This window comes from Bacillus sp. GW821-FHT11D08 (genome assembly GCF_058808515.1).
The window spans coordinates 93713-119633 of record NZ_JBXARS010000008.1 but is presented as its reverse complement, the minus strand read 5'-3'; the positions used below and the strand labels follow the sequence as shown (position 1 = coordinate 119633).

General features: G+C 46.2%; 24 protein-coding genes. 10 read left to right on the top strand and 14 right to left on the bottom strand.

Annotated features, from left to right (window positions below):
* Nucleotides 1-1293 carry a two-component system sensor histidine kinase GlnK gene (glnK, locus tag AC1RRX_RS15985; RefSeq protein ID WP_038463582.1) on the bottom strand — a complete coding sequence of 431 codons (1293 nt, stop codon included), beginning with the start codon at nt 1291-1293 and terminating at the stop codon, nt 1-3.
* Nucleotides 1294-1536: 243 nt separating this feature from the next.
* Between glnK and AC1RRX_RS15980 the strand changes: the two genes are divergently transcribed.
* From AC1RRX_RS15980 to AC1RRX_RS15965, 4 genes are all read left to right on the top strand, one after another.
* A complete protein-coding gene (locus AC1RRX_RS15980) occupies nt 1537-2520 on the top strand; it encodes a glutaminase (protein WP_007409011.1) in 984 nt (327 codons plus the stop codon).
* 24 nt (nt 2521-2544) lie between these two features.
* Nucleotides 2545-3981 (top strand): alanine/glycine:cation symporter family protein, encoded by a 1437-nt coding sequence (locus AC1RRX_RS15975; protein ID WP_032870223.1) that lies wholly within the window; start codon nt 2545-2547, stop codon nt 3979-3981.
* Between the two features lie 115 nt (nt 3982-4096).
* A complete protein-coding gene (gene mmuM / locus AC1RRX_RS15970; RefSeq protein ID WP_144464844.1) occupies nt 4097-5044 on the top strand; it encodes a homocysteine S-methyltransferase in 948 nt (315 codons plus the stop codon).
* 113 nt (nt 5045-5157) lie between these two features.
* A complete protein-coding gene (locus AC1RRX_RS15965) occupies nt 5158-6561 on the top strand; it encodes an amino acid permease (RefSeq protein WP_161620106.1) in 1404 nt (467 codons plus the stop codon).
* Nucleotides 6562-6601: 40 nt separating this feature from the next.
* On the opposite strand, the gene AC1RRX_RS15960 is transcribed toward AC1RRX_RS15965, so the two are convergent.
* Nucleotides 6602-7669 (bottom strand): branched-chain amino acid aminotransferase, encoded by a 1068-nt coding sequence (locus tag AC1RRX_RS15960; RefSeq protein WP_099567256.1) that lies wholly within the window; start codon nt 7667-7669, stop codon nt 6602-6604.
* A 369-nt stretch (nt 7670-8038) separates the two neighbouring features.
* Between AC1RRX_RS15960 and gltP the strand changes: the two genes are divergently transcribed.
* Nucleotides 8039-9289 (top strand): glutamate-aspartate/proton symporter GltP, encoded by a 1251-nt coding sequence (gltP, locus tag AC1RRX_RS15955; protein WP_007409006.1) that lies wholly within the window; start codon nt 8039-8041, stop codon nt 9287-9289.
* Between the two features lie 36 nt (nt 9290-9325).
* On the opposite strand, the gene trhO is transcribed toward gltP, so the two are convergent.
* The 9 genes from trhO to AC1RRX_RS15910 all read right to left on the bottom strand — a co-directional run bounded on the left by trhO (nt 9326) and on the right by AC1RRX_RS15910 (nt 16569).
* Nucleotides 9326-10294, bottom strand: coding sequence for an oxygen-dependent tRNA uridine(34) hydroxylase TrhO (gene trhO, locus AC1RRX_RS15950; RefSeq protein ID WP_031378711.1), 969 nt, complete (start codon nt 10292-10294; stop codon nt 9326-9328).
* Nucleotides 10295-10398: 104 nt separating this feature from the next.
* Entirely contained in the window at nt 10399-10674 is a 276-nt protein-coding gene (locus AC1RRX_RS15945) for a hypothetical protein (protein ID WP_007409004.1), read from the bottom strand.
* A gap of 42 nt (nt 10675-10716) precedes the next feature.
* A complete protein-coding gene (locus AC1RRX_RS15940) occupies nt 10717-11532 on the bottom strand; it encodes a phosphatidylserine decarboxylase (protein ID WP_007409003.1) in 816 nt (271 codons plus the stop codon).
* Nucleotides 11525-12013, bottom strand: coding sequence for a DedA family protein (locus AC1RRX_RS15935; protein ID WP_003156711.1), 489 nt, complete (start codon nt 12011-12013; stop codon nt 11525-11527). The genes AC1RRX_RS15940 and AC1RRX_RS15935 overlap by 8 nt, the downstream gene beginning before the upstream one ends.
* Complete coding sequence (gene pssA / locus AC1RRX_RS15930; RefSeq protein WP_007409002.1) at nt 12004-12537, bottom strand: CDP-diacylglycerol--serine O-phosphatidyltransferase; 534 nt, start codon at nt 12535-12537, stop codon at nt 12004-12006. The genes AC1RRX_RS15935 and pssA overlap by 10 nt, the downstream gene beginning before the upstream one ends.
* A gap of 476 nt (nt 12538-13013) precedes the next feature.
* Nucleotides 13014-14168, bottom strand: coding sequence for a phosphoribosylglycinamide formyltransferase 2 (gene purT / locus AC1RRX_RS15925; protein ID WP_032870218.1), 1155 nt, complete (start codon nt 14166-14168; stop codon nt 13014-13016).
* 80 nt (nt 14169-14248) lie between these two features.
* On the bottom strand, nt 14249-15319 hold the full coding sequence (locus AC1RRX_RS15920; RefSeq protein ID WP_007409000.1) for an iron-containing alcohol dehydrogenase family protein: 1071 nt from the start codon (nt 15317-15319) through the stop codon (nt 14249-14251).
* 71 nt (nt 15320-15390) lie between these two features.
* Nucleotides 15391-15861 carry a helix-turn-helix transcriptional regulator gene (locus AC1RRX_RS15915; protein ID WP_003156718.1) on the bottom strand — a complete coding sequence of 157 codons (471 nt, stop codon included), beginning with the start codon at nt 15859-15861 and terminating at the stop codon, nt 15391-15393.
* A gap of 264 nt (nt 15862-16125) precedes the next feature.
* Nucleotides 16126-16569, bottom strand: coding sequence for a Ser-Thr-rich GPI-anchored membrane family protein (locus tag AC1RRX_RS15910; RefSeq protein ID WP_007408999.1), 444 nt, complete (start codon nt 16567-16569; stop codon nt 16126-16128).
* Nucleotides 16570-16942: 373 nt separating this feature from the next.
* Here AC1RRX_RS15910 and AC1RRX_RS15905 point away from each other — a divergent pair, with 373 nt between their 5' ends.
* From AC1RRX_RS15905 to hpaB, 3 genes are all read left to right on the top strand, one after another.
* On the top strand, nt 16943-19117 hold the full coding sequence (locus AC1RRX_RS15905) for a glycoside hydrolase domain-containing protein (RefSeq protein ID WP_020955257.1): 2175 nt from the start codon (nt 16943-16945) through the stop codon (nt 19115-19117).
* A gap of 72 nt (nt 19118-19189) precedes the next feature.
* Entirely contained in the window at nt 19190-19615 is a 426-nt protein-coding gene (locus AC1RRX_RS15900; protein WP_033575121.1) for a hypothetical protein, read from the top strand.
* A gap of 150 nt (nt 19616-19765) precedes the next feature.
* Entirely contained in the window at nt 19766-21211 is a 1446-nt protein-coding gene (hpaB, locus tag AC1RRX_RS15895) for a 4-hydroxyphenylacetate 3-monooxygenase, oxygenase component (protein WP_144464842.1), read from the top strand.
* A 55-nt stretch (nt 21212-21266) separates the two neighbouring features.
* On the opposite strand, the gene AC1RRX_RS15890 is transcribed toward hpaB, so the two are convergent.
* Nucleotides 21267-21509 (bottom strand): DUF2651 family protein, encoded by a 243-nt coding sequence (locus AC1RRX_RS15890; RefSeq protein ID WP_007408994.1) that lies wholly within the window; start codon nt 21507-21509, stop codon nt 21267-21269.
* Nucleotides 21510-21843: 334 nt separating this feature from the next.
* Between AC1RRX_RS15890 and glpT the strand changes: the two genes are divergently transcribed.
* Both glpT and AC1RRX_RS15880 read left to right on the top strand, forming a co-directional pair.
* Nucleotides 21844-23178, top strand: a complete 1335-nt coding sequence (gene glpT / locus AC1RRX_RS15885) for a glycerol-3-phosphate transporter (RefSeq protein WP_003156725.1) — start codon at nt 21844-21846, stop codon at nt 23176-23178.
* A gap of 95 nt (nt 23179-23273) precedes the next feature.
* Nucleotides 23274-24161 carry a glycerophosphodiester phosphodiesterase gene (locus tag AC1RRX_RS15880; protein ID WP_007408993.1) on the top strand — a complete coding sequence of 296 codons (888 nt, stop codon included), beginning with the start codon at nt 23274-23276 and terminating at the stop codon, nt 24159-24161.
* A gap of 180 nt (nt 24162-24341) precedes the next feature.
* On the opposite strand, the gene AC1RRX_RS15875 is transcribed toward AC1RRX_RS15880, so the two are convergent.
* Together AC1RRX_RS15875 and AC1RRX_RS15870 are read right to left on the bottom strand one after the other, a co-directional pair.
* The gene (locus AC1RRX_RS15875) at nt 24342-24590 is read right to left on the bottom strand and encodes a DUF2651 family protein (RefSeq protein ID WP_014720665.1); all 249 of its coding nucleotides are present in this window, start codon (nt 24588-24590) and stop codon (nt 24342-24344) included.
* 67 nt (nt 24591-24657) lie between these two features.
* The gene (locus AC1RRX_RS15870) at nt 24658-25860 is read right to left on the bottom strand and encodes a YycP family beta-propeller protein (protein WP_144464840.1); all 1203 of its coding nucleotides are present in this window, start codon (nt 25858-25860) and stop codon (nt 24658-24660) included.
* Nucleotides 25861-25921 lie beyond the last annotated feature (61 nt).

Here is a 25921-nt window from a genome sequence, read left to right as displayed (position 1 = left end):
TTATGAGTTCATCCTTTCTGCAATCAAATGCTTCACCGGCAGTTTAATCGTAAATATGACGCCTTTTGGCTTGTTATGAAAGGAAATGTCTCCGTCAAGTTCAGTTACGATTTCCTTCACGTAAGTAAGCCCGATGCCCGTTGAAGGTGTGCCGAATTCATCGTATTTGGATGTAAACCCGGGATCATAAACGACCTCTCCGATTTTTTCCGGAATGCCGGGACCGTCATCTTCCGCCTGAAATTCAGCCTTTTCTCCTTCCGCCCTGCGCAGCGCGAGGCGGATCTCACCCCTGTCACCCATGGCTTCGACGGCATTGGCGGTCAGGTTATTTAAGATCGACAGGACGGTAAAGACGTGATAATCGGGATGTTCTCCTTCAATCACGCTCCGGAATTGAATGTCCTTGCCTAAAGATTCGGCGTATTTTTCATTGATTCGGATGACGATGCCGACCAGAGCGGCGGCATTCATGTAATCCCGGAATCTCTCATTGGAAATCAGCTTCGACAAACCGGCGAATATTCGCTGATTGTCTTTTTTCACTTCATGAATTTCTCCCGCAAGGCGCAGCATTCGGCTCCCGAGCTCCCGGTCGTTCCCGCTCATTTCCCGATATAGCTGATAGGATTCTTTCGTCACATGCTCCGTCGTTTTCAGCGTTTTTTTCAAATGAATCGTTTCTTCATATAAGTTGGACACAATCATCAGCATGTGCTCATGCTGCTTTCTCGTTTGTTTTTCCCTGACCTGAGATTCGTGCAGCTTCATCACGTTGAAAAAACTCAGCACAATAAATGTGTGAGAAACAGCGATAACCGCAATATCCGCCAGCTTGTCCGGCATCATAATCTGCCGGCCGCCGGAAAACTGAACCGTCATTTCAACGGCATCAGACGCAATTTCAATGAGAAAACCGAGAAACCCGATCATCAGCGGCCGATCCCAAAAAAGCCTGACCTTCAGCACATAAAACAAGCAGGCATATGTAAAGTAAAAAAAGAAACTGGGATATTGGCTGAAAAAAACCTCCGTAAAGCCGGCATGCTCTCCTCCCCAGCACGCCAGGCCGATCCGGAATGCCACAACGGCTGCACCTGTCAACAGCCCTGACAATACTGCCGGCACATGCCGAAGCAGCAGCAGAAAAAAGAAAAAAGCCGGGGCGCCGAAGCTGATCCGATATACCTCATTCAGGGGGTAAAATTTCAGTTCCCCCGCCAACGGCACGGTGATCAGCATAAGGGCGAAAAGATAGCCGTCTTTTTTCAGTAAATAGTCGAGCCTGATCATAATCACTTCCTTCTTCTGTCTATTTTGAACAAGACCGATACAGTCCGCAAATTTCTTTAGACCCGAATGGCGGGACACTCCGGCTGATTTATAAATCTATCGGCTTATTTTAAGAATGATTTTGTCGTTTTTTGTATGATTCTGTAGATGTCATTATACATTAACATGGAACACGCTATTTTTGAAAACGTTTTCCAAGACCGGTTTCCGCTTCGGACAGGCTTGCAATAGAGGAGGAATGTTATGAAAGATATGGTCAGAGAGCGCCTTGAAAAAGAGGAACTGGCTTCACTTTTACAAGATTGGGTCGAGCATTACCGACCGTTTTCCGTCAATGGAAAAAGCGCAAATTATATACCCGCCCTCGGAGAAATCAACGACTCTCAGCTGGGCATTTGCATATTAGAGCCGGATGGCTCAATGATTCATGCCGGTGAATGGAATGTCCCGTTCACATTGCAGAGCATCTCAAAAGTCATCAGCTTTATTGCCGCCTGCATGAACAGAGGCATTTCTTACGTGCTGGATCGTGTGGACGTGGAACCGACGGGTGATGCGTTTAATTCTATCATCCGGCTTGAAATCCATAAACCCGGGAAGCCCTTCAACCCGATGATCAATGCCGGCGCCATTACCGTCGCCTCGCTGCTTCCGGGTGAAACGGCGCATGATAAATTAGAATATCTCTTTTCCGTTTTTGAAAAATTAATAGGAAAACGCCCTCACATTCACGAGGAGGTCTTCCGTTCTGAATGGCAGACCGCGCATCGGAACAGAGCGCTCGCCTACTATTTAAAAGAAACGAACTTTCTAGAGGCGGATGTGGAAGAAACGCTTGAAGTGTATTTAAAGCAGTGCGCCATGGAGGGTACAACCGAGGACATCGCTTTAATCGGATTGATACTTGCGCATGACGGCTACCATCCGATCCGACGGGAACAGGTCATTCCGAAAGATGTCGCGAAACTCGCCAAAGCCCTGATGCTGACGTGCGGAATGTACAATGCGTCAGGCAAATATGCGGCTTTCGTCGGCGTCCCGGCCAAAAGCGGGGTATCCGGCGGCATTATGGCATTGGTTCCCCCAAGCGCCAGAAGAGAACAGCCTTTTCATAACGGCTGCGGCATCGGCATTTACGGTCCGGCCATTGATGAATACGGCAACAGCCTGACCGGCGGCATGCTGCTGAAACATATCGCACAGGAGTGGGAGCTCAGTATTTTTTAATCAAACGAACCAAGAGGTGATTGGATGCAGGAATTCCTTGAAAATGTAATCGGCTCGGCAAATGATTTTTTATGGTCAAAACTGTTAATCGTACTGCTTCTTTCTCTGGGACTGTTTTTTACGTTCAGATCAAAGGGTCTGCAAGTCCGCATGCTGAAGGAAATGATCCGGGTTTTGAAGGAAGGCGCGGCCGCCCGGACAAAAAACACCATTTCCCCGTTTCAGGCATTTTGCATCAGTATGGCGGCGCGTGTCGGAACCGGGAATATTACCGGAATCGCCATTGCGATCGCACTCGGCGGTCCGGGCGCTATTTTCTGGATGTGGATTATCGCAGTCATCGGTTCGGCTTCAAGCTTTGTTGAAAGCACGCTGGCCCAAATCTATAAAGTAAAAGATCAAAACGGATTCCGCGGAGGCCCGGCCTATTACATGGAAAAGGGCCTGAAGAAACGCTGGATGGGCGCGCTGTTCGCCGTATTAATCACACTGTCATTCGGGGTTGTTTTTAATTCCGTTCAATCCAATACGATCAGCGTCGCCTTTCAAAACGCATTCGGCACCAGCCGGCTTACATTGGGCATTATTTTAATCGTGGTTTTCGGCGGTGTAATCTTCGGCGGCGTCAAACGAATTGCGAAAATGGCGGAATACATCGTAGTCGTCTTGGCCGTTTTATATATCGGTGTCGCTTTCTTTGTCATTCTGACGAACATCACCCAATTGCCCGGCGTTCTGTCGCTAATCGTAAAAAATGCGTTCGGCATTGATCAGGCAGCGGGCGGCGCTTTAGGTGCGGCCTTGATGCAAGGTGTAAGGCGCGGGATTTTCTCAAATGAAGCGGGTATGGGAAGCGCTCCGAACGCGGCGGCGACAGCTACGACGAGCCACCCGGTGAAACAGGGGCTCATTCAGGCATTCGGCGTCCTGACGGATACGCTCGTCATTTGTACAAGCACGGCGCTTATCATTTTATTTTCAGACGCTTATCACCAGCCGGGACTGAGCGGCATCGCGCTTTCTCAGGCCGCCTTGAGCGACCATGTCGGCGCGTGGGCGTCAGGTTTCCTTGCCGTCTTAATGCTTTTGTTCGGCTTCAGCGCTCTGATGGGCAACTATTATTACGGAGAAACCAATATCGGATTTTTAAGCCAGAACAAAAAATGGCTGTTCATTTACCGCATCTGCGTGCTCGGAATGGTACTGTTCGGCTGTATTTCCAAAGTCCAGCTTGTGTGGGATATGGCTGACTTATTCATGGGCTTAATGGTGGTCGTGAACTTAATCGCGATTTTCCTTCTGTCGAAAAAAGCGTTTGCCGCTTTGAGCGATTATGCCCGGCAAAAGAAAGCCGGAAAGGACCCCGTCTTTTACAGAGATGTACTCCCTGATGATGACGGGATCGACTGCTGGGAGTATTCAGACATCGCGAAAAGTGCGAAAGGCAAACACATTTCCTAAACAAAAGGTGTTCGGGCAGCGTCCTGAACACCTTTTTTCTGCCGGTTCATTGACAAAGAGAATAGCGTCCATTACCCTTTTTATATATTTTCAGTAAAGTCAGAAAGGAAGGCCTATGAATCCCATTACACAAATATTAAATGAATACCCGGTTATGATCATAGACGGCGCGATGGCAACCGAGCTTGAGCGGATGGGCTGTGATTTACATGATGATCTGTGGTCGGCCAAAATTCTTTTGGAGAGACCAGAACTGATCAAACAGGTGCATGCAGAATATTTTGCCGCCGGCGCTGATTGCGCGATCACCGCCAGTTATCAATCGACAATCGAAGGATTTGCAGCGCGCGGCATCCCGGAAACCGATGCGATACGTCTCATTCAGACATCTGTTGAACTTGCCGCACAAGCACGCGATGAATTTTGGGCGCATGAAGAAAACCGTTTACACCGGCCCAAACCTTTGGTCGCCGCTTCTATCGGGCCTTACGGCGCGAGCCTCGCTGACGGCTCAGAATATCGCGGGCATTACGGACTGACGGAGGATGAGCTGATCAGCTTTCACCGCACCCGGATGAAAGCCCTCATAGAATCCGGCGCCGATCTTTTGGCCTGTGAGACCATTCCGTGCCTGTCAGAAGCAAAAGCGATCACAAGGCTGCTGGAGGAATTCCCCGGCACTTATGCATGGATCAGCTTCAGCGCCAAAGACGGACGGCATATCAGCGAAGGCACGCCAATTTCCAAATGCGCGGCCCTGCTTGACTCCTGCAGTCAAATCGCAGCGATCGGCATCAACTGCACACCGATTGAACATATTCCGCCGTTGATAGAAGAAATCAAACGGTCAGCATCCAAACCGATTATCGCCTATCCGAACTCCGGCGAACAATATGACCCAGTGACAAAAACCTGGAAAGGCGCAGCGTGCGAAAACCATTTCGGAAAAAGCGCGCAAGGCTGGTACGAAAACGGCGTGAGCATGATCGGAGGCTGCTGCCGGACGAAACCTGCGGACATTCAGGCCATTGCCGATTGGGCCAAGACCTTAAAAACAACTTGACTAATCGGAATAGTTTGTATATTCTATTCAAAAAGCCGGTTCGCCGGAATCTCGTGCCGTTCGTCGGCATGAGATTTTTTATTAGAACGGCCCTCGCAGAAAGTTGGAAAACAATGAACAACAAGAACGAGACGAATTTTCAGAGAAGTATGAAAAGCAGACACCTCTTTATGCTATCACTCGGAGGTGTGATCGGAACGGGGCTGTTTTTAAGCTCTGGGTATACCATTCATCAGGCGGGTCCGGCGGGCACCATTTTCGCTTACCTTTTGGGCGCGGGCATCGTCTATCTTGTCATGCTTTGCCTCGGTGAACTGTCAGTGGCCATGCCGGTGACGGGCGCATTCCACACCTATGCGAAGACCTATATCGGGCCGGCGACGGGCTTTACGGTCGCATGGCTGTACTGGCTGACGTGGGCGGTGGCGCTGGGCTCTGAATTCACGGCGGCCGGGCTTTTCATGCAGCGCTGGTTCCCGCATACTTCAGTTTGGATGTGGAGTGCGGTATTCGCTCTTTTCATCTTTTTATTAAACGCCTTCTCCGTGAAATTTTTTGCTGAATCGGAGTTTTGGTTCTCAAGCATTAAAGTCTTAGCCATCTTACTGTTTATTTTATTGGGCGGAGCGGCGATGTTCGGCATCGTCCCGATGAAAAGCGGTGAGGCCGCACCTATGCTGTCGAACTTTACGGATGGCGGCAGCCTTTTTCCAAATGGCTTTTTCCCGATACTGATGACGATGCTTTCAGTAAACTTCGCTTTTTCAGGGACGGAATTGATCGGAATCGCCGCAGGGGAAAGCGCCGATCCGGAAAAAACCGTTCCGCGCGCCATTAAGACTACAGTCTGGCGGCTGGCGCTTTTCTTTATCGGAACGATTTTTGTGCTGTCAGGGATGATCTCCATCAAGGAAGCCGGTGTGATTGAAAGCCCGTTCGTCACGGTATTTGACAGAGTCGGCGTGCCTTATGCGGCCGATCTGATGAATTTCGTCATTTTAACGGCGCTTCTGTCTGCGGCCAATTCAGGGCTGTACGCGTCATCACGCATGCTGTGGTCCCTGTCTAAAGAAGGGGAGCTTCATCCCGCCTTTGCCAGGCTGACCTCTAAAGGCATTCCTTTTAACGCTCTGATCTTCAGTATGATCGGCGGCATTCTGTCGTTGTTGTCAAGCGTATTTGCAGCGGATACAGTCTATCTTGTTCTCGTCTCCGTCTCAGGATTTGCGGTAGTGGCTGTGTGGATGAGCATCGCCGCATCGCAATTTTTGTTCCGAAGACGGTTTCTTACAGAAGGGCACCAGCTTTCAGACTTGAAATACAGGACGCCGGGATATCCGGCCGTACCGATAGCGGCCTTTCTCCTATGCCTCGCCTCCTGTATCGGCATCGCTTTTGATCCGAACCAGGCCATCGCCCTTTATTGCGGAATTGCATTTATGGCCGTTTGCTACACCGCTTATTACTTGAAAAACCGGAAAAGCAGAGCCCGCGTGCAAGCCGTAAAATCCCAATAACCAAAAAAAGAACCCTGCAGCGCAAGGGTTCTTTTTTCATTTATACTTCAACCACCCATCTGAACGAATCCCGCACCTTCCCGACTTGGATGCCGGCAATCGTTTCATAGAGCCTTTCTGACACTTCACCGATCAAACCGTTATTCAGTTCAATCGTTGCTCCGTGAATGTGCAGCGCGCCGACCGGCGAGATGACGGCCGCGGTTCCTGTACCGAATACCTCTGACACCTCGCCTCTCATCGCAGCCTCATAGATGTCATCAATGGCGACCTGTTCTTCCCTGACGCGGATGCCCCAGCTTTTTAACAGCTCTATCACAGATGCGCGTGTGATGCCCCCGAGAATGCTTCCGTTTAACGCCGGCGTTACGGCCTCTCCGTTTATGATGAAAAAGATATTCATACTCCCTACCTCTTCGGCATATTTCTTTTCCACCCCATCGAGCCAAAGCACCTGATCATACCCCAGTTCTTCGGCTTTCCGCTGAGCCTGTAAGCTGGCCGCATAATTTCCGGACGTTTTGACGTCGCCCACTCCGCCGGTGACGGCACGCACATACTCATCCTCCACATAAATCCGGATCGGTTTCAGCTGATCGCCGTAATACGAACCGACAGGCGTCAGAACAACCATGAACTTGTAACGCTTTGACGGCCGGACGCCTAAAGAAGGCTCAGTCGCAATTACAAACGGACGGATATATAAAGAGGTTCCTTTTTCTATCGGTATCCATTCCTGCTCCAGCTCCACCAATTGTATCAATGCCTCCAGCGCCAGCTTCTCATCAAGAGGCGGCATGCTCATCCGCCGTAACGATTTATTCAGCCGTTTTATATTTTGGTCAGGACGGAACATCAACACCCGTCCGTCTTCTGACCTGTAAGCCTTCAGCCCTTCAAATACGGCCTGCCCGTAATGGAAAACCGATGCGGAAGGATCCAGATGGACCGGTTCATAAGGGGTGATTCTCGGATCATGCCACCCTCTCTCCTCTTCGTAATCCATGACAAACATGTAATCTGTGAAGTACTTGCCAAACCCCAATGAAGCGGAGTCCGGTTTTTCTTTTCTTGCTGTGACCTTACGTCTTTCAATCAGTTGATTCAACAAAAGCACACCTTTCTTGTAATTGTTAAAATTTTCAGTCTTTTATAAGCTGCCTGTTTTCTCTGCCTGAATCGTGTATGCACAGATATATGAGGATGCAGTTGACCGTATCATATCAAATATACCACTTATAAGAGGATAATTATCAAAATTTTTGATATTTTCAAGCGAAAATCTAACTTTATTTTATTCTGCTTGATTTTTTTCAATGAGGACTTTCTGTCATATTAAATGATTGCGCTTACATAATGTAAAGCAATCCTTTCTTTCGCACAGTCAATAATGTGACAAATTTATGGCGGATAGGAAGGTGGTTGCCGCCTGCTTCACGAATTACGTATGAAATGCGCAAGTAAAAGGGGGATTCGCTTGAAAAAATTTATCGCATTCCAGATTTTGATCGCTTTAGCCATCGGAGCATTGATCGGCCATTTCTTCCCGGATTTCGGGATGGCGCTGCGGCCCGTCGGAGACGGATTTATCCGCCTGATTAAAATGATTGTCGTGCCGATCGTGTTTTCGACCATTGTTATCGGAGCCGCCGGCAGCGGCAGTATGAAAAAGATGGGCAGTCTCGGCATCAAAACGATTATTTGGTTTGAAGTGATTACGACGCTTGTTCTGGCGCTCGGTCTGTTGTTGGCGAACGTGCTGAAGCCGGGAGTCGGCCTTAACCTCTCTCATCTTGCTAAAAAAGATATTCACGAGCTTTCCGGCTATACGGAAAAAGTAGTCGACCTGAAACAAATGCTTCTTGATATTATCCCCGTTAACATCATTGACGTCATGGCGAAAAACGATCTTCTCGCCGTCATTTTTTTCGCGATTTTATTCGGTGTTGCCGCAGCCGGCATCGGCAAAGCCTCCGCACCTGTCATGAGTTTCTTCGAATCCACGGCAAATATTATGTTCAAGCTGACGCAAATGGTAATGGTCACCGCTCCGATCGGCGTTCTCGCCCTGATGGCCGCCTCTGTCGGGCAATTCGGAATCGCGCTTTTGCTTCCGATGCTGAAGCTGATCGGCACTGTGTTCCTCGGGCTGTTCCTGATACTCTTCGTTCTGTTTCCGATCGTGGGGCTTATCTTTAAAATCAAGTACTTTGAAGTGCTGAAAATGATTTGGGATCTGTTTTTGATCGCTTTCTCCACGACAAGCACAGAAACCATTCTGCCTCAGCTGATGGATCGGATGGAGAAATACGGCTGTCCGAAGCGGGTCGTCTCCTTTGTGGTTCCGTCAGGTTTATCGCTGAACTGTGACGGCTCAAGCCTCTATTTATCGGTGTCCTGTATTTTTCTGGCGCAGGCGTTTCATGTGGAGATGCCGCTTTCTCAGCAGCTTCTGATGATGCTTGTCCTCGTCATGACAAGCAAAGGCATTGCCGCCGTCCCGTCAGGCTCACTCGTCGTGCTTCTGGCGACAGCGAATGCCGTCGGTCTCCCCGCGGAAGGCGTCGCCATCATTGCCGGTGTCGACCGCGTCATGGACATGGCGAGAACCGGCGTCAACGTGCCCGGCCATGCGGTCGCCTGCATCGTCGTGTCCAAGTGGGAAAAAGCATTCAAATATAAAGGACCCGTCACGGCAGACCAGACCGCCCGGACAGAAAGTATGTAAACACAAAAAAGACCACCTTATTGGTGGTCTTTTCTATTAATCAATCGCCGCATGATCCTCTTTCTCAATCAAAGCAAGGCGTTCATTGATTTCTTCCTGAGTCATTTCGTGCTCTTTCACATACATGTTGCGTTCGTTCGTACGGCATTCGTGACTGCAGCTGCGCATGTATTTGTATTCATTCTCAGGTGTGCAGATCATTTTTTTATTACATGCCGGATTTGCGCAGTTCACATAACGCTCGCACGGCTCGCCCGTGAAATAGTCTTTTCCGATGATAACGTGCTCTACGCGGTTGACCGGTACGCTGATTCTTTCGTCAAACACGTAGCACTGTCCGTCCCACAGTTGCCCTTTCACTTCAGGATCTTTACCGTAAGTGACGATACCGCCGTCAAGCTGGGACACGTCTTCAAAGCCCTTCTTCAGCAGCCAGCCGGAAAATTTTTCACAGCGTACGCCGCCTGTGCAGTACGTGAGGATTTTTTTGCCTTCAAGCATGTCTTTGTGCTCTTCAATCCAGTCCGGCAGCTCACGGAACGCCTCAATATCAGGTCTGACCGCTCCGCGGAAATGACCGAGGTCATACTCATAGTCGTTTCTGGCGTCGATCACGATCGTGTCAGGATCCTGCATTTGCTCATAAAAGTCTTTCGGTTTCAAATGCTTGCCCGTCGTGACATTCGGATCAACATCATCTTCGAGACGAAGCGTCACCAATTCTTTTTTATGGCGCACAAACATTTTGCGGAATGCATGTCCGTCAGCCTCGTCAATTTTGATCGGCATGTCGGCAAAGCGCGGATCAGCTTTCAGTGCATTCATGTATTGATCCGTCTGTTCAACCGTTCCGGACACCGTACCGTTAATGCCTTCCTCAGAAATCAAAATACGGCCTAACAGACCGAGCTCCTTACAAAACTTCAAATGCTGAGCCGTGAACTCCTCAGGCTCATCAATCTTTACATATTTATAATAAAGTAAAACTCTATATTGTTTTTCCATGATTTATACACCCTGTTCAATTATATTAATGATCGCACACTCTACTATATCATACAGGAAAACGGGCGAAAGATGAACATTTCCGTCCGTACTCTTTCTTCCAGTCACGCTTCGCCTTTTAAAACCTGCTGAAAATAAAACCGATACGTATTGCGCAAAAAGGTCTCAAGCGAAAGGCCGGCCGCGGTCTGATACTTGCCGATAATAAACGGAAAACGGTCACGGCCTTTTGCCCGCAAAAGATCGGCGCTGTCTTCAGCCAGTTCTGAGATGAGCGCCTCAACGACAGGCCGGCATGCGTCCCGCACGGCTTCAAGAATTTGCTGATCCCCTGTATGCTGGTACTGTTCTATCAGCTTTGCCAAATCCTTTTCTTCCATAATGTTCACTTCCTTACACCATATAAAAAAGAGGAGCAGCTTTTATAAAGCGGACGCCTCCTCCTGTGACTCCGCATAACCGATGATCTGACCGACCTGTAATTCACGGCCTTCAGTCAGGTTATCCGAAGGGGTAAACATATCTTTCTCGAATACTAAAATAACGGTCGATCCAAATGAAAAATAGCCCAGCTCTTCCCCCGTCTCAAGCCTGTTTCCGGTGTTTGTCTGAACGATCGAGTTAATATTCATCGCACCTACCGGAATCATGAGCATCTGCTGGTCAGCACGGGTCAGCTCGTACACATAACGGTAATTTTTTGAGAGCACGTCTTTCCCGTACTTTAACCCCATCGTATTAACGGGATAGGAGCGTTTCCCCAGCTCGGCCAGCTTCTGATACGTGCAGCTGACAGGAGAATGGAAGCGGTGGTAATGTCTCGGGCTCAGGTAAAGCACGGCAAAACACCCGCCGTTATACTTGTGATCGGCGCTTTTAAACCCCGTCAGTTCGGCGAACGAATAATCCTTCCCTTTTACCATGAAAGTTTGATTGGGTTTAATCATGCCAACCGTCTGAACGACACCGTCCACCGGGCTGACGATGGCGTTCTTCTCTTTTGCCACGGGGCGGAGATTTAAATTAATATCACGAATGAAAAATGACGCCAATGAATCAAAGTCAGAAGCCGTGCGTTCCGTTTCATTCCAGTTGATGCGATAGTGTTTGGAAAACAGCGGAATCATCGGCTTGCTCAGTTTCGATTCACAGAAGTTTTTAATGAGATAAGACGTCAATCGATTATTAGTCAGTTCAATCAATGAACGGTAAAGAACTTTAGCGGCAGTATTAAACATTGATTACTCCTATGAATTTTCCTATAGTAATAAAAATAAAACACCATAAAAACGCTCCGATGGCGGCGAAGCATAAGTAGGTTTTGAATTCCATTCTGCCGATTCCGGAAAAGTAGCAGGTCACGTGTCTGATGCCGGGGATGAAATAACCTAAAATAATGGTGTACGGCCCGTACTTCTTCATCCACCTGTCTACTTTCTCCATCCTCTTTTCCTTCAGGCCGACCCATTTCCCGAACTTATTAATAAACGGCCGGCCGGCTTTTCTGCCGATGAAGTAGCTGATAATCATCCCAAGGAGCGCTCCGATAAAGCTGATCAGAATGGAGAGCCCGTAATTCAGCACGTTTAAATGAGCGAAGTAGCCCACAAGCGTCATCATGACTTCATCCGGAATAGGCAATCCGATAATACCGAGTGTCAGCATAAGAAAAATCGCGATATATCCGTAATCGGATATTAATTGCTGAACTAATTCCATCTTCTGCTCTCCAGGTTTTCAGGCGCCTGTTTTTTAAAGTGCGGAAATTTAATGTTGCTGACCATTAAATAACCGAGCGCGATCGTTCCCGCCCCCAGAAGAAAAGCGTTATTGATAAAGCTCAAAATGACAAGACACATACCCGCAAACGGAATCGGCATCCCGATAAACGTCGGCAGCTTGCTTTGTTCAATATTAAATCTGGAAAGACGGATCATCCCGCAGATACTGTAGGAAAGCGCGATTAAAATTCCGATGAACGGAATCGTATATAGTGAAACACTGTAAGCGAGCATGGACGGCGCCACGCCGAACGTCACGAGATCAGCAAAAGAGTCAAGCTCCCTTCCCATCTCCGATACCGCGTTCAGCTTACGGGCGGCCAAACCGTCAAAGAAATCAAGAAACATCCCGGTGAAAATAAAGATCACCGCAGAGTGTATATTATGATACAAAAGGGAATGAATCGATAAGAGCCCGCAAATAAAATTTCCAATTGTAATCATACTAGGTATATAATTCACAGTTTACACAAACCCCCAATTAAAACCATATCAAATCGGACTGCGTATGCATAAAGGCTCCATTTTACGGAAACATAAAATGAAATTCTTTCAATGCTATCATTCAAATTCTTTTATTATACAGCATTTGGTGTTATTTGAACAATCTAATCTGGTGATTTTTGTTTTTTCGCCGTTCATATTAAGGTAAGCAATCATGGATTCCTCTATTCCGGATTACCCTGCTTAAATATTCCATGCCGCGATCCGGATTGTCCGTTCTTGATGAATGAAAAGCCGTATGATGTATTGTTATTTCCTTCTCCGTGAAATGAGAACATTACATATAACGATTGCGGACATAAAAAGTTTCATGAATTAAAAAGCCGGCACAAAACGGCCTCATACATTATCTCACAACCCCGTTTTCCAGTATATAGTCTGCCAAACAAAAAAGGCGCCTTACCATTACGGTAAAAACGCCTTTTAAGATCATTTTATGTAATTGATAAATGACTGAGTGCTTCGGCCGCTCTTTCTCTGGCTTCTTCAACGGTCTCAGCTGCAGAAAGCGCAACCGCCATACGGCGTCCAACTTTCGTGACGGGTTTACCGAATACGCGGACCTGAGTGCTTTTTACCCCCAAAGCCTTCTCCAAACCTTCAACCGCATAATCAGCAAGCTCTTTTGGCGCCTTCAGCGGACGGCTTGCCCCCGGCGACAGCTGAGTGATTTCCGGAATCGGGAATCCCAATACCGCGCGGACATGCAGCGCAAACTCTGACAAATTTTGCGTTACAAGCGTAACGAGCCCCGTATCATGCGGACGGGGAGACACCTCGCTGAAATATACTTTATCTTCAGTAAGGAAAAGCTCCACCCCGAACAAACCGTATCCGCCGAGCTCGTCCGTTATGCTTTTCGCAATGTGTTTCGCCTCTTTGATCTGCTGTTCCGTCATATGATGAGGCTGCCATGATTCAATATAGTCACCGTCTTTTTGTTCATGTCCGATCGGCGCGCAAAAGGACGTACCGTTCGCCGCGCGCACTGTCAGAAGAGTGATTTCTGATTCAAACGGAATGAATTCCTCAACGATGACCCGGCCGTTTTTCACCCGGCCGCCTTCCATCGCCATGTCCCAGCAGCTTTTCAGCCCGGAAGCCGAGCGGCACACGCTTTGCCCTTTTCCGGAAGAGCTCATCAGCGGTTTTACCACGCACGGAAAGCCGATTGTTTCCGCCGCTTCTTTAAATTCTTCATATGTATTCGCGAATTCATAGCCGGCAGTCGGAAGATGAAGCGTCTCTGCCGCAAGCCGTCTGATGCCTTCACGGTCCATCGTCAGCTTTGCCGCACGCGCATTCGGAATGACGTGAAAACCTTCTTCCTCAAGCTTCAGCAGCTCATCCGTCGCAATGGCTTCCACTTCCGGCACGATCAAGTCCGGTTTTTCTTTCTCAATGACTTCTCTGACCTGCGCTTTATCAAGCATATCAATCACATAGCTTTTGTGCGCGGCCTGCATGGCGGGAGCATGCTCATAGCTGTCAACGGCTACAGTGACAACCCCGAGCCGCTGCGCTTCAATGACGACTTCTTTCCCCAGCTCGCCTGATCCTAATAACAACATCTTCTTCGCCTGATACATGTCCTTTGGCCCTCCCTTTCTATACCCCACTCATTATAACGGAAATATTCAAAAAATAAAGACAAGATAGATAACAAGCTCTATCCTGTCTTTTGCGCTGATTCGAGCGATTCAATCGCAGCTGACACGTCCTTCTCGCGATATTGCCCCATTAAGCATAACGATTCTTCCGCCCGGCAGGCGTGAGAAGCAATGCGGCGCTTGGCTTCCTCATGGTTGTCAAGGATGCCGAGATCACAGAGACTGACGGGGAAACCGAGCCGGCGGTAAAACGGAAGCAGCTCTTCAATCTCAGGTCTTCGATTCTCAAGCGCGAGCTGCACCAATATGCCGTAAGCAACCTTCTGGCCATGCAGCACCTGATGTGTCTCCTGAAGAAAACTGAGTCCGTTGTGGACCGCATGCGCCCCTGCCATCCTGCACAAACGGCCGCCATACCCGCCGACCGTCCCCGCAAGCATAATGATCGTTTCCGCCGTATGGATGAACGGCACGGACAGCTCGCCTTTCTCCATGCTTCCGACGGCCGCTTCACTGTAACGCAATAACAGATTACGGATATATTCCGCCTGTCTCAGCCCCGCCTGCGCCATCAGCGGCGCCGCCTCCTCCGTATTTCTGATGACCGCCTCGGCCTCATACCATTTCGCCAGCGTATCACCGATCCCGCTTTTCATATATTCAATGGGAGAGGAAAGCAAAAACAGCGGATCAACAAGCGTCAAATAGCTTGAACGCTTATGATAATCAACTCTGATAAAATTGCCGCTCTCATCATATATGACACTCAACGGCGTACTTGCCGCACACGTCCCCGCAATGGAAGGAACCATCACAGCTTCAATATCAAGCCGGTCTGCCGCCGCTTTTGCCAAATCCAATATCGTGCCGCCTCCGATACCGATGATCACATCCGCGTCTTCCGCCTGCTCACAGACCTTACGCACCGCCTCAGGTGAACAGTATCCTTTATGCTGAATCACATCCCAGGAAGAACCGCCGCCGTAATCGGAGAACGCCTGATAGGATTTGATTCCGGTCACAATAACGGGTTTTCTGAATGTCTCCAGCAGCCCCGGAAGTTCTTTTGCGATTCCTTCCTTGCATATGTACTGATTCGGGCCGCTTCGGACGATATCTTCAGGCTTCATTCGAATCTCTCCTTTGGCTGGAATTTATATATATTTTCCCACTTGTCAGAAAATACATCAACCGGAGGTGCTTAGCGCTTCGCTTCTTCCGCCTCCAAAAACAGCTCATCAAGCCGCTCCAAAGCCTCTGCCTTTTCAAAACTGCTGAACCACAGATCATCATAAGAATCAAGGATGCGGTAATGGTGGGAAATCAAATGCTGCTGCAAGCGGAACTCGCCTTTTTTCTCGATGGCTTTCCACCACACCTTGCCGCCCATCGTCTTCCCCTTCGGCCTGTCAATTGTGCGGTGAGCAACCGTTTCAATGACCTCCAGCGGATCATCTCCTAATACGGATTGCAGTGTTTCACTTGATCTGAAAAGCGCGCAAACCGCCACAACATGCGGCCATTCCGCAAGCGCCCGCCCTTTCTCAATCTGCACCAGCGACTTTTTAGAAAGGCCGATCACATCCGCCATTTTCTCCTGTGTGTAGCCTCTCTCCGACCGGATTTTCTTCAGCTGGACTGAGACAAGCTCAGTCATATAATCTTGATCCATCTCAACCTCCATATTTATCAATATAGCCATTTTACACCGCGGCACGCCTTTTTTATATCAGAACATTTTCAAACGAATCAAAAGAACCCGGGATTGGCTTATCATTGAAGCGATGTACCTTTCCGCATAATCCAGAATGATGCGGTGAAATACAAACGTACGCCCGAAGAGACAGGTGCAGGCTCCCTGGCGGTTGAGCTCCGGACAAAATAAAAAGCTGCCGCAGCTGCAGCAGCTAAAACTTTATAGACCGGAAGATCAGCATTATGAAGCGAATACAATCCATCTTGCACTATAATTGACACGTTTTTTCGAACCCTGATTGACCATTTTAAATCTGTATGAATCCCCTTTTTTTAACGAAGGTGTTTCAAAATAAGTCGTACCATTTTTCTTTGCATTGGCGGTTTTGATTGTTTTCCAGGCACCTTTGCCGTTGACTTGCTTTTGGACGTATATTTTATACGTGCCCTTCCCTTTACTGTTGGATTTAAAAGTCACGGCTCTCAAGGTGTACTTTTTTGTCGTTTTAGTGAATTTAGGGTGATATGTATTGATCACATAGTTAGTGAAATACCCGCTTTTATAAGTATGAAGCCAGTCTTTAGCCTCTGCTTTTTGCGGAGAAGAAAAACCCATAAAACCAATTCCGCTGATTAAAAGAGTAAAAATAATGATGAGCGACTTAAAAATCTTTTTGCTTTTCATCGAGAAAATCCTTCCTTCCTGTAACTATTTACCCTATTTATGTTAATGACAATATAGCCAATCATAAATCCGTCCAACTAACCATTTTGACCGCAGGAAGAGATGTGAACAGCCCTTAAAATGACTATATGACTACTACTTATGATTCTTGTCATTTTTGATTAAGTGATAAAGTTACTTTAAACCGCTATTCATTTTGTTGTTTTTGTATCAATTGTCATAGCGAGGTCTTTTCCTATCAATGCCTCTCTTTCGGCGTTTGTTCTGCTGCCGTGATGGGGCGCTCCTTGGATAAACCCCTGCACCCATGACAAACTGTCATACGTTTGCCACCTATGAATGAACGCACAATACACATAATGGAGGGATTGCAATGGACGAAATGGTCCTGGAAACACAACAATGGCTGAATGAGACGTACAAAGGCAGACACGGGTACAACAAAGTGCCAGAAAACGGAAAAACGGGCTGGGATACCATTTACGGTCTGACACGGGCGCTTCAAATTGAGCTTGGTATTTCAGAACCTGCCGATAACTTCGGACCGACGACACAAAGATTGTTTAAGCCGTTGAAAAAGCAGGCTCCCGATTCTAAGCCGACAAACATGAATTACATTCTGCAGGGGGCGCTGTGGTGTAAAGGTTTTAACCCCGGCGGATTTTCAGGCGTTTTCTATGAAAATACCGAAAGCGCTGTAAAAGAGTTTCAAAAAGCGGCCGGGCTCACTAAGCAAGACGGCATCGTCACGGCACTCATTATGAAAGCCTTGCTGGATATGAGCGCTTTTCGGTTAGTAGCGGGAGGCGACAAAAAAATCCGCCAAATCCAGCAGAACCTGAACCGGGATTACAATGACTACATCGGCTTGATGCCTTGTGACGGCTTATATGCCCGCGATACAAACAAGGCTCTCATTTATGCCCTGCAAAAAGAAGAAGGCATGAGCACAAGCGTCGCCAATGGATTTTTCGGAAACGGAACGACCAGCTTATGTCCTACCTTGACTCCCGGCGATTCACGGACAGGCTTTGTTTTGATTGTTCAATACGCGCTTTACTGTAATGGGAAATCATTTGACCCCGGTGAATTCGACGGAAAATACGGCGTCGGCGTTGTATCGGCAGTGAAAGCTTTCCAAAAGTTTATGTGCCTGCCGCAGACCGGTTATGCGGACATGCCGACGATTAAAGCTTTATTATCAAGCTCAGGCGACACAACACGGGCTGCTTCAGCTTGTGACACCGCTGCCATTTTGACGGCAGATACAGCTAAAACTTTGCGTGAGAATGGCTATAAGATCGTGGGAAGATATCTGACCGGGAATGTGCGGACAAGCAGCGGACTGACATCGAAAGCGTTGACGTCAAAAGAACTTTCCGCGATTTTCAATGCCGGCTTAAGCGTGTTTCCGATTTATCAGGACGGCGGCTATGAATCTTCTTATTTTGTAAAAGACCAAGGAACGAGAGATGCGTACAGCGCTGCATCAGCCGCCCGAAGATTAGGTTTTCCGTCAGGAACGACCATTTACTTTGCGGTCGATTTCGATGCGTATGATTATGAAGTCACGGATAAAATCATCCCTTACTTTCAAGAAATCAAGTCAGCTTTTATGAAAATGCAGGCGTTCTCAACTGCGCCGAAATATGAAATCGGCGTATACGGACCGAGAAACATTTGTATCCGGACGTCAGAAGCAGGTCTGACCAAATATAGCTTTACGGCTAACATGTCGACCGGATTCAGCGGCAACCTCGGATACCCGATGCCGAAAAACTGGGCTTTTGATCAATTTTATGAAGGATCAATCGGAAGCGGAGCGGGAAAAGTCGCCATTGACAAAGACGGATACTCCGGGAAAGACTCGGGTGCAAGCAGCGTCCATCCGCCTTCTGATCCTGTGTATGATGCAAGACTGCGCACACTGACGGATATTTTAACAACCATTCCTGCTTTAGAAAATATATCGAATCTTGCGAATGCCATGTTTGAATTCGACAAGACAGAAACCATTTATGCATCACCTGAAATGGATATTCTTTTATCTACTTCACTTTTGGCAACAGTGCCAAGCGAAGGTTCTCCCAACACAGTTACCATTACAAATGGCAAACCGGGAGCCTATATTACCGGTCTGATGGGAGATTCACAAGTCTCTTTTACAGCATCACAAATTGATTCCTATCAAAACCTGCTTAACAGTCTGAGCTTGTCAGTCCGCAACGGTTATTTAGAAGTGTATGTCAATCCGGCTGCAGGATCGCTGAATATTCAATTTAAAATTTATACACCTGATATTCCGGTCGGTGACAGTGCTACAACTGGACTAACAACTACCATTACATTTAAAATAAAACAAAAGAGCTTCAGGTTGCCGGATTCCGAAGAGGTGTACTCCCCGGATTGGGATTCTGTCGTGAATACCATGGCTATTGCAGGCGCAGGAATTATTGTTATTGTAGGGATCGGTGCTTTAGTCGTTTTAGCACCTGAATTAGGAGGAGCTGCAGCCTTGTTCAGCACGGTTTTATCACTATTTCTATAATTGAACAGGCAGCTCCTTGCTCCAGGAATGCTCAATGAGTATTCTTGGAGTTATTTCTAAAGGAGGATTCGCATGAAGATTGATATGCAGACATACAAGGACACCGTTCAAAAAATAGAAACCGATTTGATTCCGCGAAGTCAAAATGACGAAGAACTGCTTACATACTTAATGAAACAAGATTCGCTCACACTGAATCAAATGAAAATGTGTTTCACTGAACCGCCCCTCACCTTCCAACATACTGTCAAAATCGTATGTACAGTCACATTCATCACGTTATATATCTTTTTTTTCAGCACTCATTTTAATGATTTGATTGAAATGGCTCTGCAGATGGTTTTCGGCCTGGCCGGCCTTGTTTGGGTTATTGCTGTATTTCCGTTTTCAAGAAAAATCCAAGTGTCTGACCGTTTCAGACAAAAATCTGAAAACACCCGTATCACCGGAATGATAGACTTCGTCCTCGAACAACGATACAAAGACATGATCAGTTAAAAACCCCTCTGCTTAAGGGGTTTTTTTATTATGCAATCCCTTCACCCCCCTTATCAAAAAAGGCCCTTCCCCTTTGGAAATAACCGGAACACCCAATTTCGTTTTCAATATAATGAGGTAGTGGATCTGCAAAGAAAGAAGGGCGACATGATGGGTATCATTAATGGCAAAATGTTCATTGACCGATTAAATCAGCTTGGAAATGAGATTTGGCTCGATGGTGAAAAGATCGAGGGACAGATTTCTGAACATCCCGCATTTAAGGGCCTTCTGGAAACGAAGCGCTCTCTTTATGATTTGCAAACGAAACCGGACATGAAAGATCAAATGACTTACAGTCTTCCCGGTAAAAAAGAACGGGCCGGGCTTTCATACCTGCAGCCGAAAACGAAAGAAGACGTAAAAAGAAGAAGAAACATGTTCGAACATTGGGCCAGACACACGCACGGAATGATGGGACGAAGCCCGGATTATATGAATACCGTGCTGATGAGCTTCGCCTCCTCCGCCGCGCTTTTGAAAGACCGCGATCATTGTTTTCCGGAACATGTTCAAGCGCTGTACGAACGCGCTGCTGCACAGGATCTTTCTTTTACGCACACGTTTATCACCCCTCAGGTGAATCGTTCACAAATGGGTGTAAACGTATCGCCGACACCTATCTCGGCAAAAGTCGTCGATAAAAATGAAAAAGGCCTCATCATACACGGCGCCCGGATTTTAGCCACACAAGGCGGCCTGACGGATGAAGTGCTCGTGGTTTCTCTGCCTAAAATGTATTTTGAATCGGATGAAGCGTTCGCTTTTTCAATCCCTTCCAATACAAAGGGAGTAAAATTCATCTGCAGGGAATCTTTCGTACTCGGAAAATCATCGTTTGATTATCCGCTCAGCTCAAGATATGAAGAAATGGATTCTATCGTTGTATTTGATCACGTTTTGGTCCCTTGGGAACGCGTATTTTTTTATAATAATTACGAGGCGGCTTTTGATTTTAATATGAAAAGCTCTTTTAACGCCTTCTCATTTCATCAAGTCATCACGAGACAAATTGTAAAGACGGAGTTTCTCCTGGGCCTCGCCCAAACGCTTGTCGAAGCGATAGATGTGGGCGAATATCAGCATATTCAGGCTAAGATGGCTGAAATCATCACCGGTCTGGAAACGATGAAAGCCCTTTTGGAAAAGTCGGAGAATGATGCGGAAACAGATGAATGGGGTTATATGCGTCCGAGTGTCACTCCGCTTCGTGTGGTCAGCGCGATTTTTCCCGACATCTACCCGCGCTTTACGGAAATCATTCAGCTGATCGGGGCAAGCGGAATGGTGACTTTGCCGACTGAAAAAGCGTTCCGTTCTGACATCAGAGGAGACCTTGACCAATATTTGCAGGCGGCCGAATTGAACGCTGAGGACCGGGTAAAAGTGTTCCGCCTCGCATGGGATTTGACCATGAGCCCCTTCGGAACAAGACAGACACAATATGAGCGGTACTTCTTCGGTGACCCCGTCCGCTTAACCAGCCATCTGTACAGAAGCTATCCAAAAGAAGAACAGACCGCGGTCATCAAGGAATTCCTGCACATTCATAAATAAAACAAAGCAGAGAGCGCATCTCTGCTTATGATAGCTGGATCGGCTGCCGCCGATCCTATTTTTTATTTTGGCTGATCACCACCATCGTAATATGCGATAACGCGAAAGAGACAAGCGTATACACAACGGCCCACCCGATAAACGAGAAATTCAATACGGTAAAGGTGCATATAAGGCAAACGGCCAAAGCGGCAGCCGGCATAATGAACGCGTTTTTAAACAGGTACGTTCCGGCGACTGACAAGATGATGATACAAAGCGGCAGAACACCGAACGCAAAATCCAATTCATCAATCAACAGATGCACTCCCTTCGCTTTTCTTAGTCCGGCCTAACACATCTTATGCCTGAGTACAAAATCGAGTACTTCAAATCTTTCGCGCTCCGGCTGATTTTCCCTCCGGTTATTTATTCAAAAAAATGAAAACTTTCCTTAAAGCGTTTACATTCACGTCAGACTGTGATAATTTAAGAAAGCGCTATCATACACAAGTTAATGATTTTTGGATGGAGATGAGGAGAACCAGGAAACCCCGCCCTTTCACAAGGGTGATTTCTGGTTCTTTTTGTCATTTTCAAGGAAAGGAGTCATACATACATCATGATAGACGTTCAGCAAAGGGGAGGATATGATGTTTCAATTGTTTAAGCCGGCTCCGCATATTGAGAGATTGGATGATTCAAAGACGGATGCGGCCTATAAACGGCTCAGGCTGCAAGTATTTTTGGGGATTTTCATCGGGTATGCCGGGTATTATTTGCTTCGCAAAAACTTTGCCTTCGCTATTCCTTATTTTCAGGAACAAGGGTTTTCAAAAGGGGAACTTGGCTTGGTGCTTGCGGCCGTATCAATCGCTTACGGCTTCAGTAAATTTATTATGGGGATGGTGTCTGACCGCTGCAACCCGAGATATTTCCTTGCGACAGGTCTGTTTTTGTCAGGTGTCGTAAACATTTTATTTGTTTCCATGCCGTGGGTCACGTCAAGCGTGACGATTATGTTTATTTTTATGTTTATTAACGGATGGTTTCAAGGAATGGGCTGGCCGCCTTGCGGACGGACGATGGCTCATTGGTTTTCCATCAGTGAACGCGGAACGAAAATGTCGATATGGAATGTCGCCCATAACATAGGCGGAGGTATTCTCGCCCCGCTCGTGACTCTCGGCATCGCCATGTTTGTTACTTGGAAAAGCGTGTTTTTCTTTCCGGCGATTATCGCCATCGTCATTTCATTTGTGATTGTTCTTCTCGTTCGGGACACGCCGCAATCCTGCGGGCTTCCGCCGATTGAAGAATACCGGAATGACTATCCGAAGCATGCGTTCAAAGACCAGGAAAAAGAGATGACGACCAAAGAAATTCTTTTCAAATACGTGCTGAATAATAAGTTTCTGTGGTATATCGCATTTGCCAATGTCTTTGTTTATTTCGTGCGGTACGGTGTCGTTGACTGGGCGCCGACTTATTTGACGGAAGCGAAAGGGTTCTCTCCTGAAGATTCCAGATGGTCTTATTTCCTTTATGAATATGCGGGAATTCCGGGAACGATTTTGTGCGGCTGGATCAGCGACCGGTTTTTCAAAAGCCGCCGCGCGCCGGCAGGCGTACTGTTCATGGCCGGCGTATTTATCGCTGTATTGGTCTACTGGCTTAACCCTGCCGGTCATCCGCTCATCGATAATATCGCGCTGATCAGCATTGGGTTCTTAATCTATGGACCTGTCATGCTGATCGGGCTTCAGGCCATTGACCTTGCGCCTAAAAAAGCGGCGGGAACGGCAGCCGGCTTAACCGGGTTTTTCGGCTACATCGGAGGCTCTGCTTTCGCCAACGCCATCATGGGTTATGTCGTAGACCGCTTTGACTGGAACGGCGGCTTTATCATGCTTATCTCCTCATGCGTGCTGTCCATCGTCTTCTTGGCTATGACGTGGAATACGGGCAAGCGGGCGGAGCATGTGTAAGAAAACAACATAAAAGATTAATATTTTTGCAGTACAGCATTTACAACGATTTTCTACACTAGAGACAGATATTGATTTTTAAGGGGGAAGAAAACATGCGGAAACATAAATTGTTTGCTTTGGTATTGCTTTCATTCGGTTTATTGTCATTCATCGTCACGCCTGTATCAGCGGCAGGAAAAGGAAACCTCTTGTCTCCTGACAGAATTTTGACCATTGCCCATCGCGGTGCTTCGGGATATGTCCCGGAGCACACGATCCTTTCTTATGAAACTGCGCAAAAAATGAAGGCTGACTATATTGAGCTGGATTTACAAATGACAAAAGACGGCAAGCTGATCGTCATGCATGATGAAAAACTGGACCGCACCACAAACGGACAAGGCTGGGTGAAGGATCATACATTAGCCGAGATTCAAAAGCTCGACGCCGGCTCTTGGTTCAATAAGGCCTATCCGGAAAAAGCAAAACCGCAATACGCCGGACTTCGCGTTCCCACACTTGATGACGTGTTAAAACGGTTCGGCAGACATGCAAACTATTATATTGAAACAAAGGCGCCCGAAACATATCCGGGTATGGAAGAAAAACTGATCGCTTCACTGAAAAAATACAAATTGGCAGGTAAGCATGCGAAACTTGGACAAGTTATCATTCAGTCTTTCAGCAGGGACAGCCTTCTGAAAATCAAACAGCTCGATCCGAAACTTCCCGCTGTCCAATTGCTTGAAGCGGAACAGATGACGTCAATGACTGACGCAGATTTAACGGACATTAAAACATATGCCGTCGGTATCGGACCGGATTACAAAGCGCTGAACGCTCAAAATGTCCGAAACATTCGCAGCCACGGCCTTCTGCTTCATCCTTACACCGTAAACAGCGAGGCGGACATGCGCCGTCTGCTGAATTGGGGCGTAACCGGTGTGTTTACCAACTATGCGGATATATTCCAAAAGGTTAAAAAAGAATACAAATCATAAAGCCACATGGGTTCGGAGATGATGCCGAGCCCATGTTTTTTGCCCGATAATGCAAACGCCATCATGGGTTATGTAGCGGGCGGAGCATGTTATTAAAAGGCTGAGACTCACCTTAATTGTAAAAAGGTATCACTGTAATGATGAATTACTTGTGATACCTTTTTAAACAAAGGAATATAATTATTTATTTCTATTATCTATTTTCTTTCTTATACTATTTGTAATAGACGATAATACAAGTGATACTAAACCATAGACAACAACCCATCCCCAGAAGGATAGATTAAAAACAGTGAACATTAATATGACTGAAACAACTATACTGACAAGCGGCATTATATACACTTTTTTGAAAATATAAGTGAATATAATCGATAAGACGATAATAGAAAGTGGTAAAATACCAAAAGCAAGATCTAGCTCATCCATTATTATTCTCCTTTGTGAATTTAATTTCCCCTTAAGTATACTCACTCAGCTGTCTAGCCATTTATATCTAATCACCCCATACTTCTTTGTTTTTCTTAATCATAAAAAAGTCATATTCAGAAACATGGGTGTTGTTAATAATTTTTTCAAGTCCTCTGATAGGAGTAGATTTTAATTTTTTTCCGTTTTTATAAGAGTAAGAATTAATCACATATTTCCCACCCTTGCTTATTTCTAACAAGAAAATTTCAGACTCATCAAAATAAGTGAATTTTGCTTGGTTTTCAAATTTTGTTGATCTATGTAATGGGAGTTTTTTCTTCGGCTTCATACTTTTCAGATCAAAAGTATAAAGTATTGAATTAGCTGCCAAATGATATAAAGTGTCATTTTTCACAAAAAAGTTATTAGTGGAAAGAGGAATTGCCAGTTGAGAAATTTCATCAGGGATATTATAACTGCCTAAAGGATATGCCCCTTTAAACTTATTATGCTTTAAATCAATTTCTGCTACTTTGAATTGTACTTTGTTTGATTTATCCGTTTGGTTATATAGTATAAAAAAGGCTGAGCTTTTTTTAACTATTATCTGTGAATAAACACTCCAATTTTCTTCATTTAATATAGGAATTGTTGTTCCTTTCCCTACTGTAACTTTATCTTTATCTATTTTAACATCCTGGAAAGTCGGTGTTTTGATTGAAGAATCTTCATTTATCACGTAAATATATTCACCGTCATTACCGGTACTTGTATAGAAACCCGGAATAATTTTTTCATGAAATCCATTGCTGTTACCCCATCTGATTAAGCTATTATAATGGTTTTTACCGACTTCTTGATTATTCAAAAAATAAAGGATATTTCCTTTTATTAAATGGCCCGATGACTGCCCATAACTTGTATGTACTTGATGTTGCATCGGGAATTTCTTAAAGCTATCGCCTATCATATATACTTCTTTTTTGTCCTGTCTAACTATGTTTTTTTCATCTTGTGCAATGGTTCCAACCTCAATAGCATCTCCTTTTACAGCTGTTGCTGCTCCTTTTTCATCAATATATACAGTGTAACTCCCATCTTTAGGGTAATCTATTGTTGCTGAATAATATATAGCTGCAATTTTATCATTCAAGAAATTCTTTTCTTTTTCTGTTTCAGTTTGTTTAACATCAGAAACTGAATTAGTATATTTAAATGTTCCGATACATATAAATATACCAATAAATACTATGACCCCAATTATAATAAGCCACTTAATCTTGTTCAAATATAATCTCACTCCTTAAAATAATATGACTCCCTAAATAAACTTAGGGAGTGAAAATAAT

Bases quoted from the DNA above. Each gene is read 5' to 3' on its own strand.
- AC1RRX_RS15945 (WP_007409004.1), bottom strand. From the start codon at position 10,674: ATGGAAGAAAAGGATTTGGCAAAGCTGATAGAACAGTACCAGCATACA.
- AC1RRX_RS15880 (WP_007408993.1), top strand. From the start codon at position 23,274: ATGCGGAAACATAAATTGTTTGCTTTGGTATTGCTTTCATTCGGTTTA.
- AC1RRX_RS15900 (WP_033575121.1), top strand. From the start codon at position 19,190: ATGAAGATTGATATGCAGACATACAAGGACACCGTTCAAAAAATAGAA.
- AC1RRX_RS15875 (WP_014720665.1), bottom strand. From the start codon at position 24,590: ATGGATGAGCTAGATCTTGCTTTTGGTATTTTACCACTTTCTATTATC.
- mmuM (WP_144464844.1), top strand. From the start codon at position 4,097: ATGAATCCCATTACACAAATATTAAATGAATACCCGGTTATGATCATA.
- AC1RRX_RS15905 (WP_020955257.1), top strand. From the start codon at position 16,943: ATGGACGAAATGGTCCTGGAAACACAACAATGGCTGAATGAGACGTAC.
- AC1RRX_RS15915 (WP_003156718.1), bottom strand. From the start codon at position 15,861: ATGGATCAAGATTATATGACTGAGCTTGTCTCAGTCCAGCTGAAGAAA.
- AC1RRX_RS15920 (WP_007409000.1), bottom strand. From the start codon at position 15,319: ATGAAGCCTGAAGATATCGTCCGAAGCGGCCCGAATCAGTACATATGC.
- hpaB (WP_144464842.1), top strand. From the start codon at position 19,766: ATGGGTATCATTAATGGCAAAATGTTCATTGACCGATTAAATCAGCTT.
- AC1RRX_RS15975 (WP_032870223.1), top strand. From the start codon at position 2,545: ATGCAGGAATTCCTTGAAAATGTAATCGGCTCGGCAAATGATTTTTTA.
- AC1RRX_RS15980 (WP_007409011.1), top strand. From the start codon at position 1,537: ATGAAAGATATGGTCAGAGAGCGCCTTGAAAAAGAGGAACTGGCTTCA.
- AC1RRX_RS15940 (WP_007409003.1), bottom strand. From the start codon at position 11,532: ATGTTTAATACTGCCGCTAAAGTTCTTTACCGTTCATTGATTGAACTG.
- glpT (WP_003156725.1), top strand. From the start codon at position 21,844: ATGTTTCAATTGTTTAAGCCGGCTCCGCATATTGAGAGATTGGATGAT.
- AC1RRX_RS15910 (WP_007408999.1), bottom strand. From the start codon at position 16,569: ATGAAAAGCAAAAAGATTTTTAAGTCGCTCATCATTATTTTTACTCTT.
- glnK (WP_038463582.1), bottom strand. From the start codon at position 1,293: ATGATCAGGCTCGACTATTTACTGAAAAAAGACGGCTATCTTTTCGCC.
- AC1RRX_RS15935 (WP_003156711.1), bottom strand. From the start codon at position 12,013: ATGGAATTAGTTCAGCAATTAATATCCGATTACGGATATATCGCGATT.
- AC1RRX_RS15965 (WP_161620106.1), top strand. From the start codon at position 5,158: ATGAACAACAAGAACGAGACGAATTTTCAGAGAAGTATGAAAAGCAGA.
- trhO (WP_031378711.1), bottom strand. From the start codon at position 10,294: ATGGAAAAACAATATAGAGTTTTACTTTATTATAAATATGTAAAGATT.
- purT (WP_032870218.1), bottom strand. From the start codon at position 14,168: ATGTATCAGGCGAAGAAGATGTTGTTATTAGGATCAGGCGAGCTGGGG.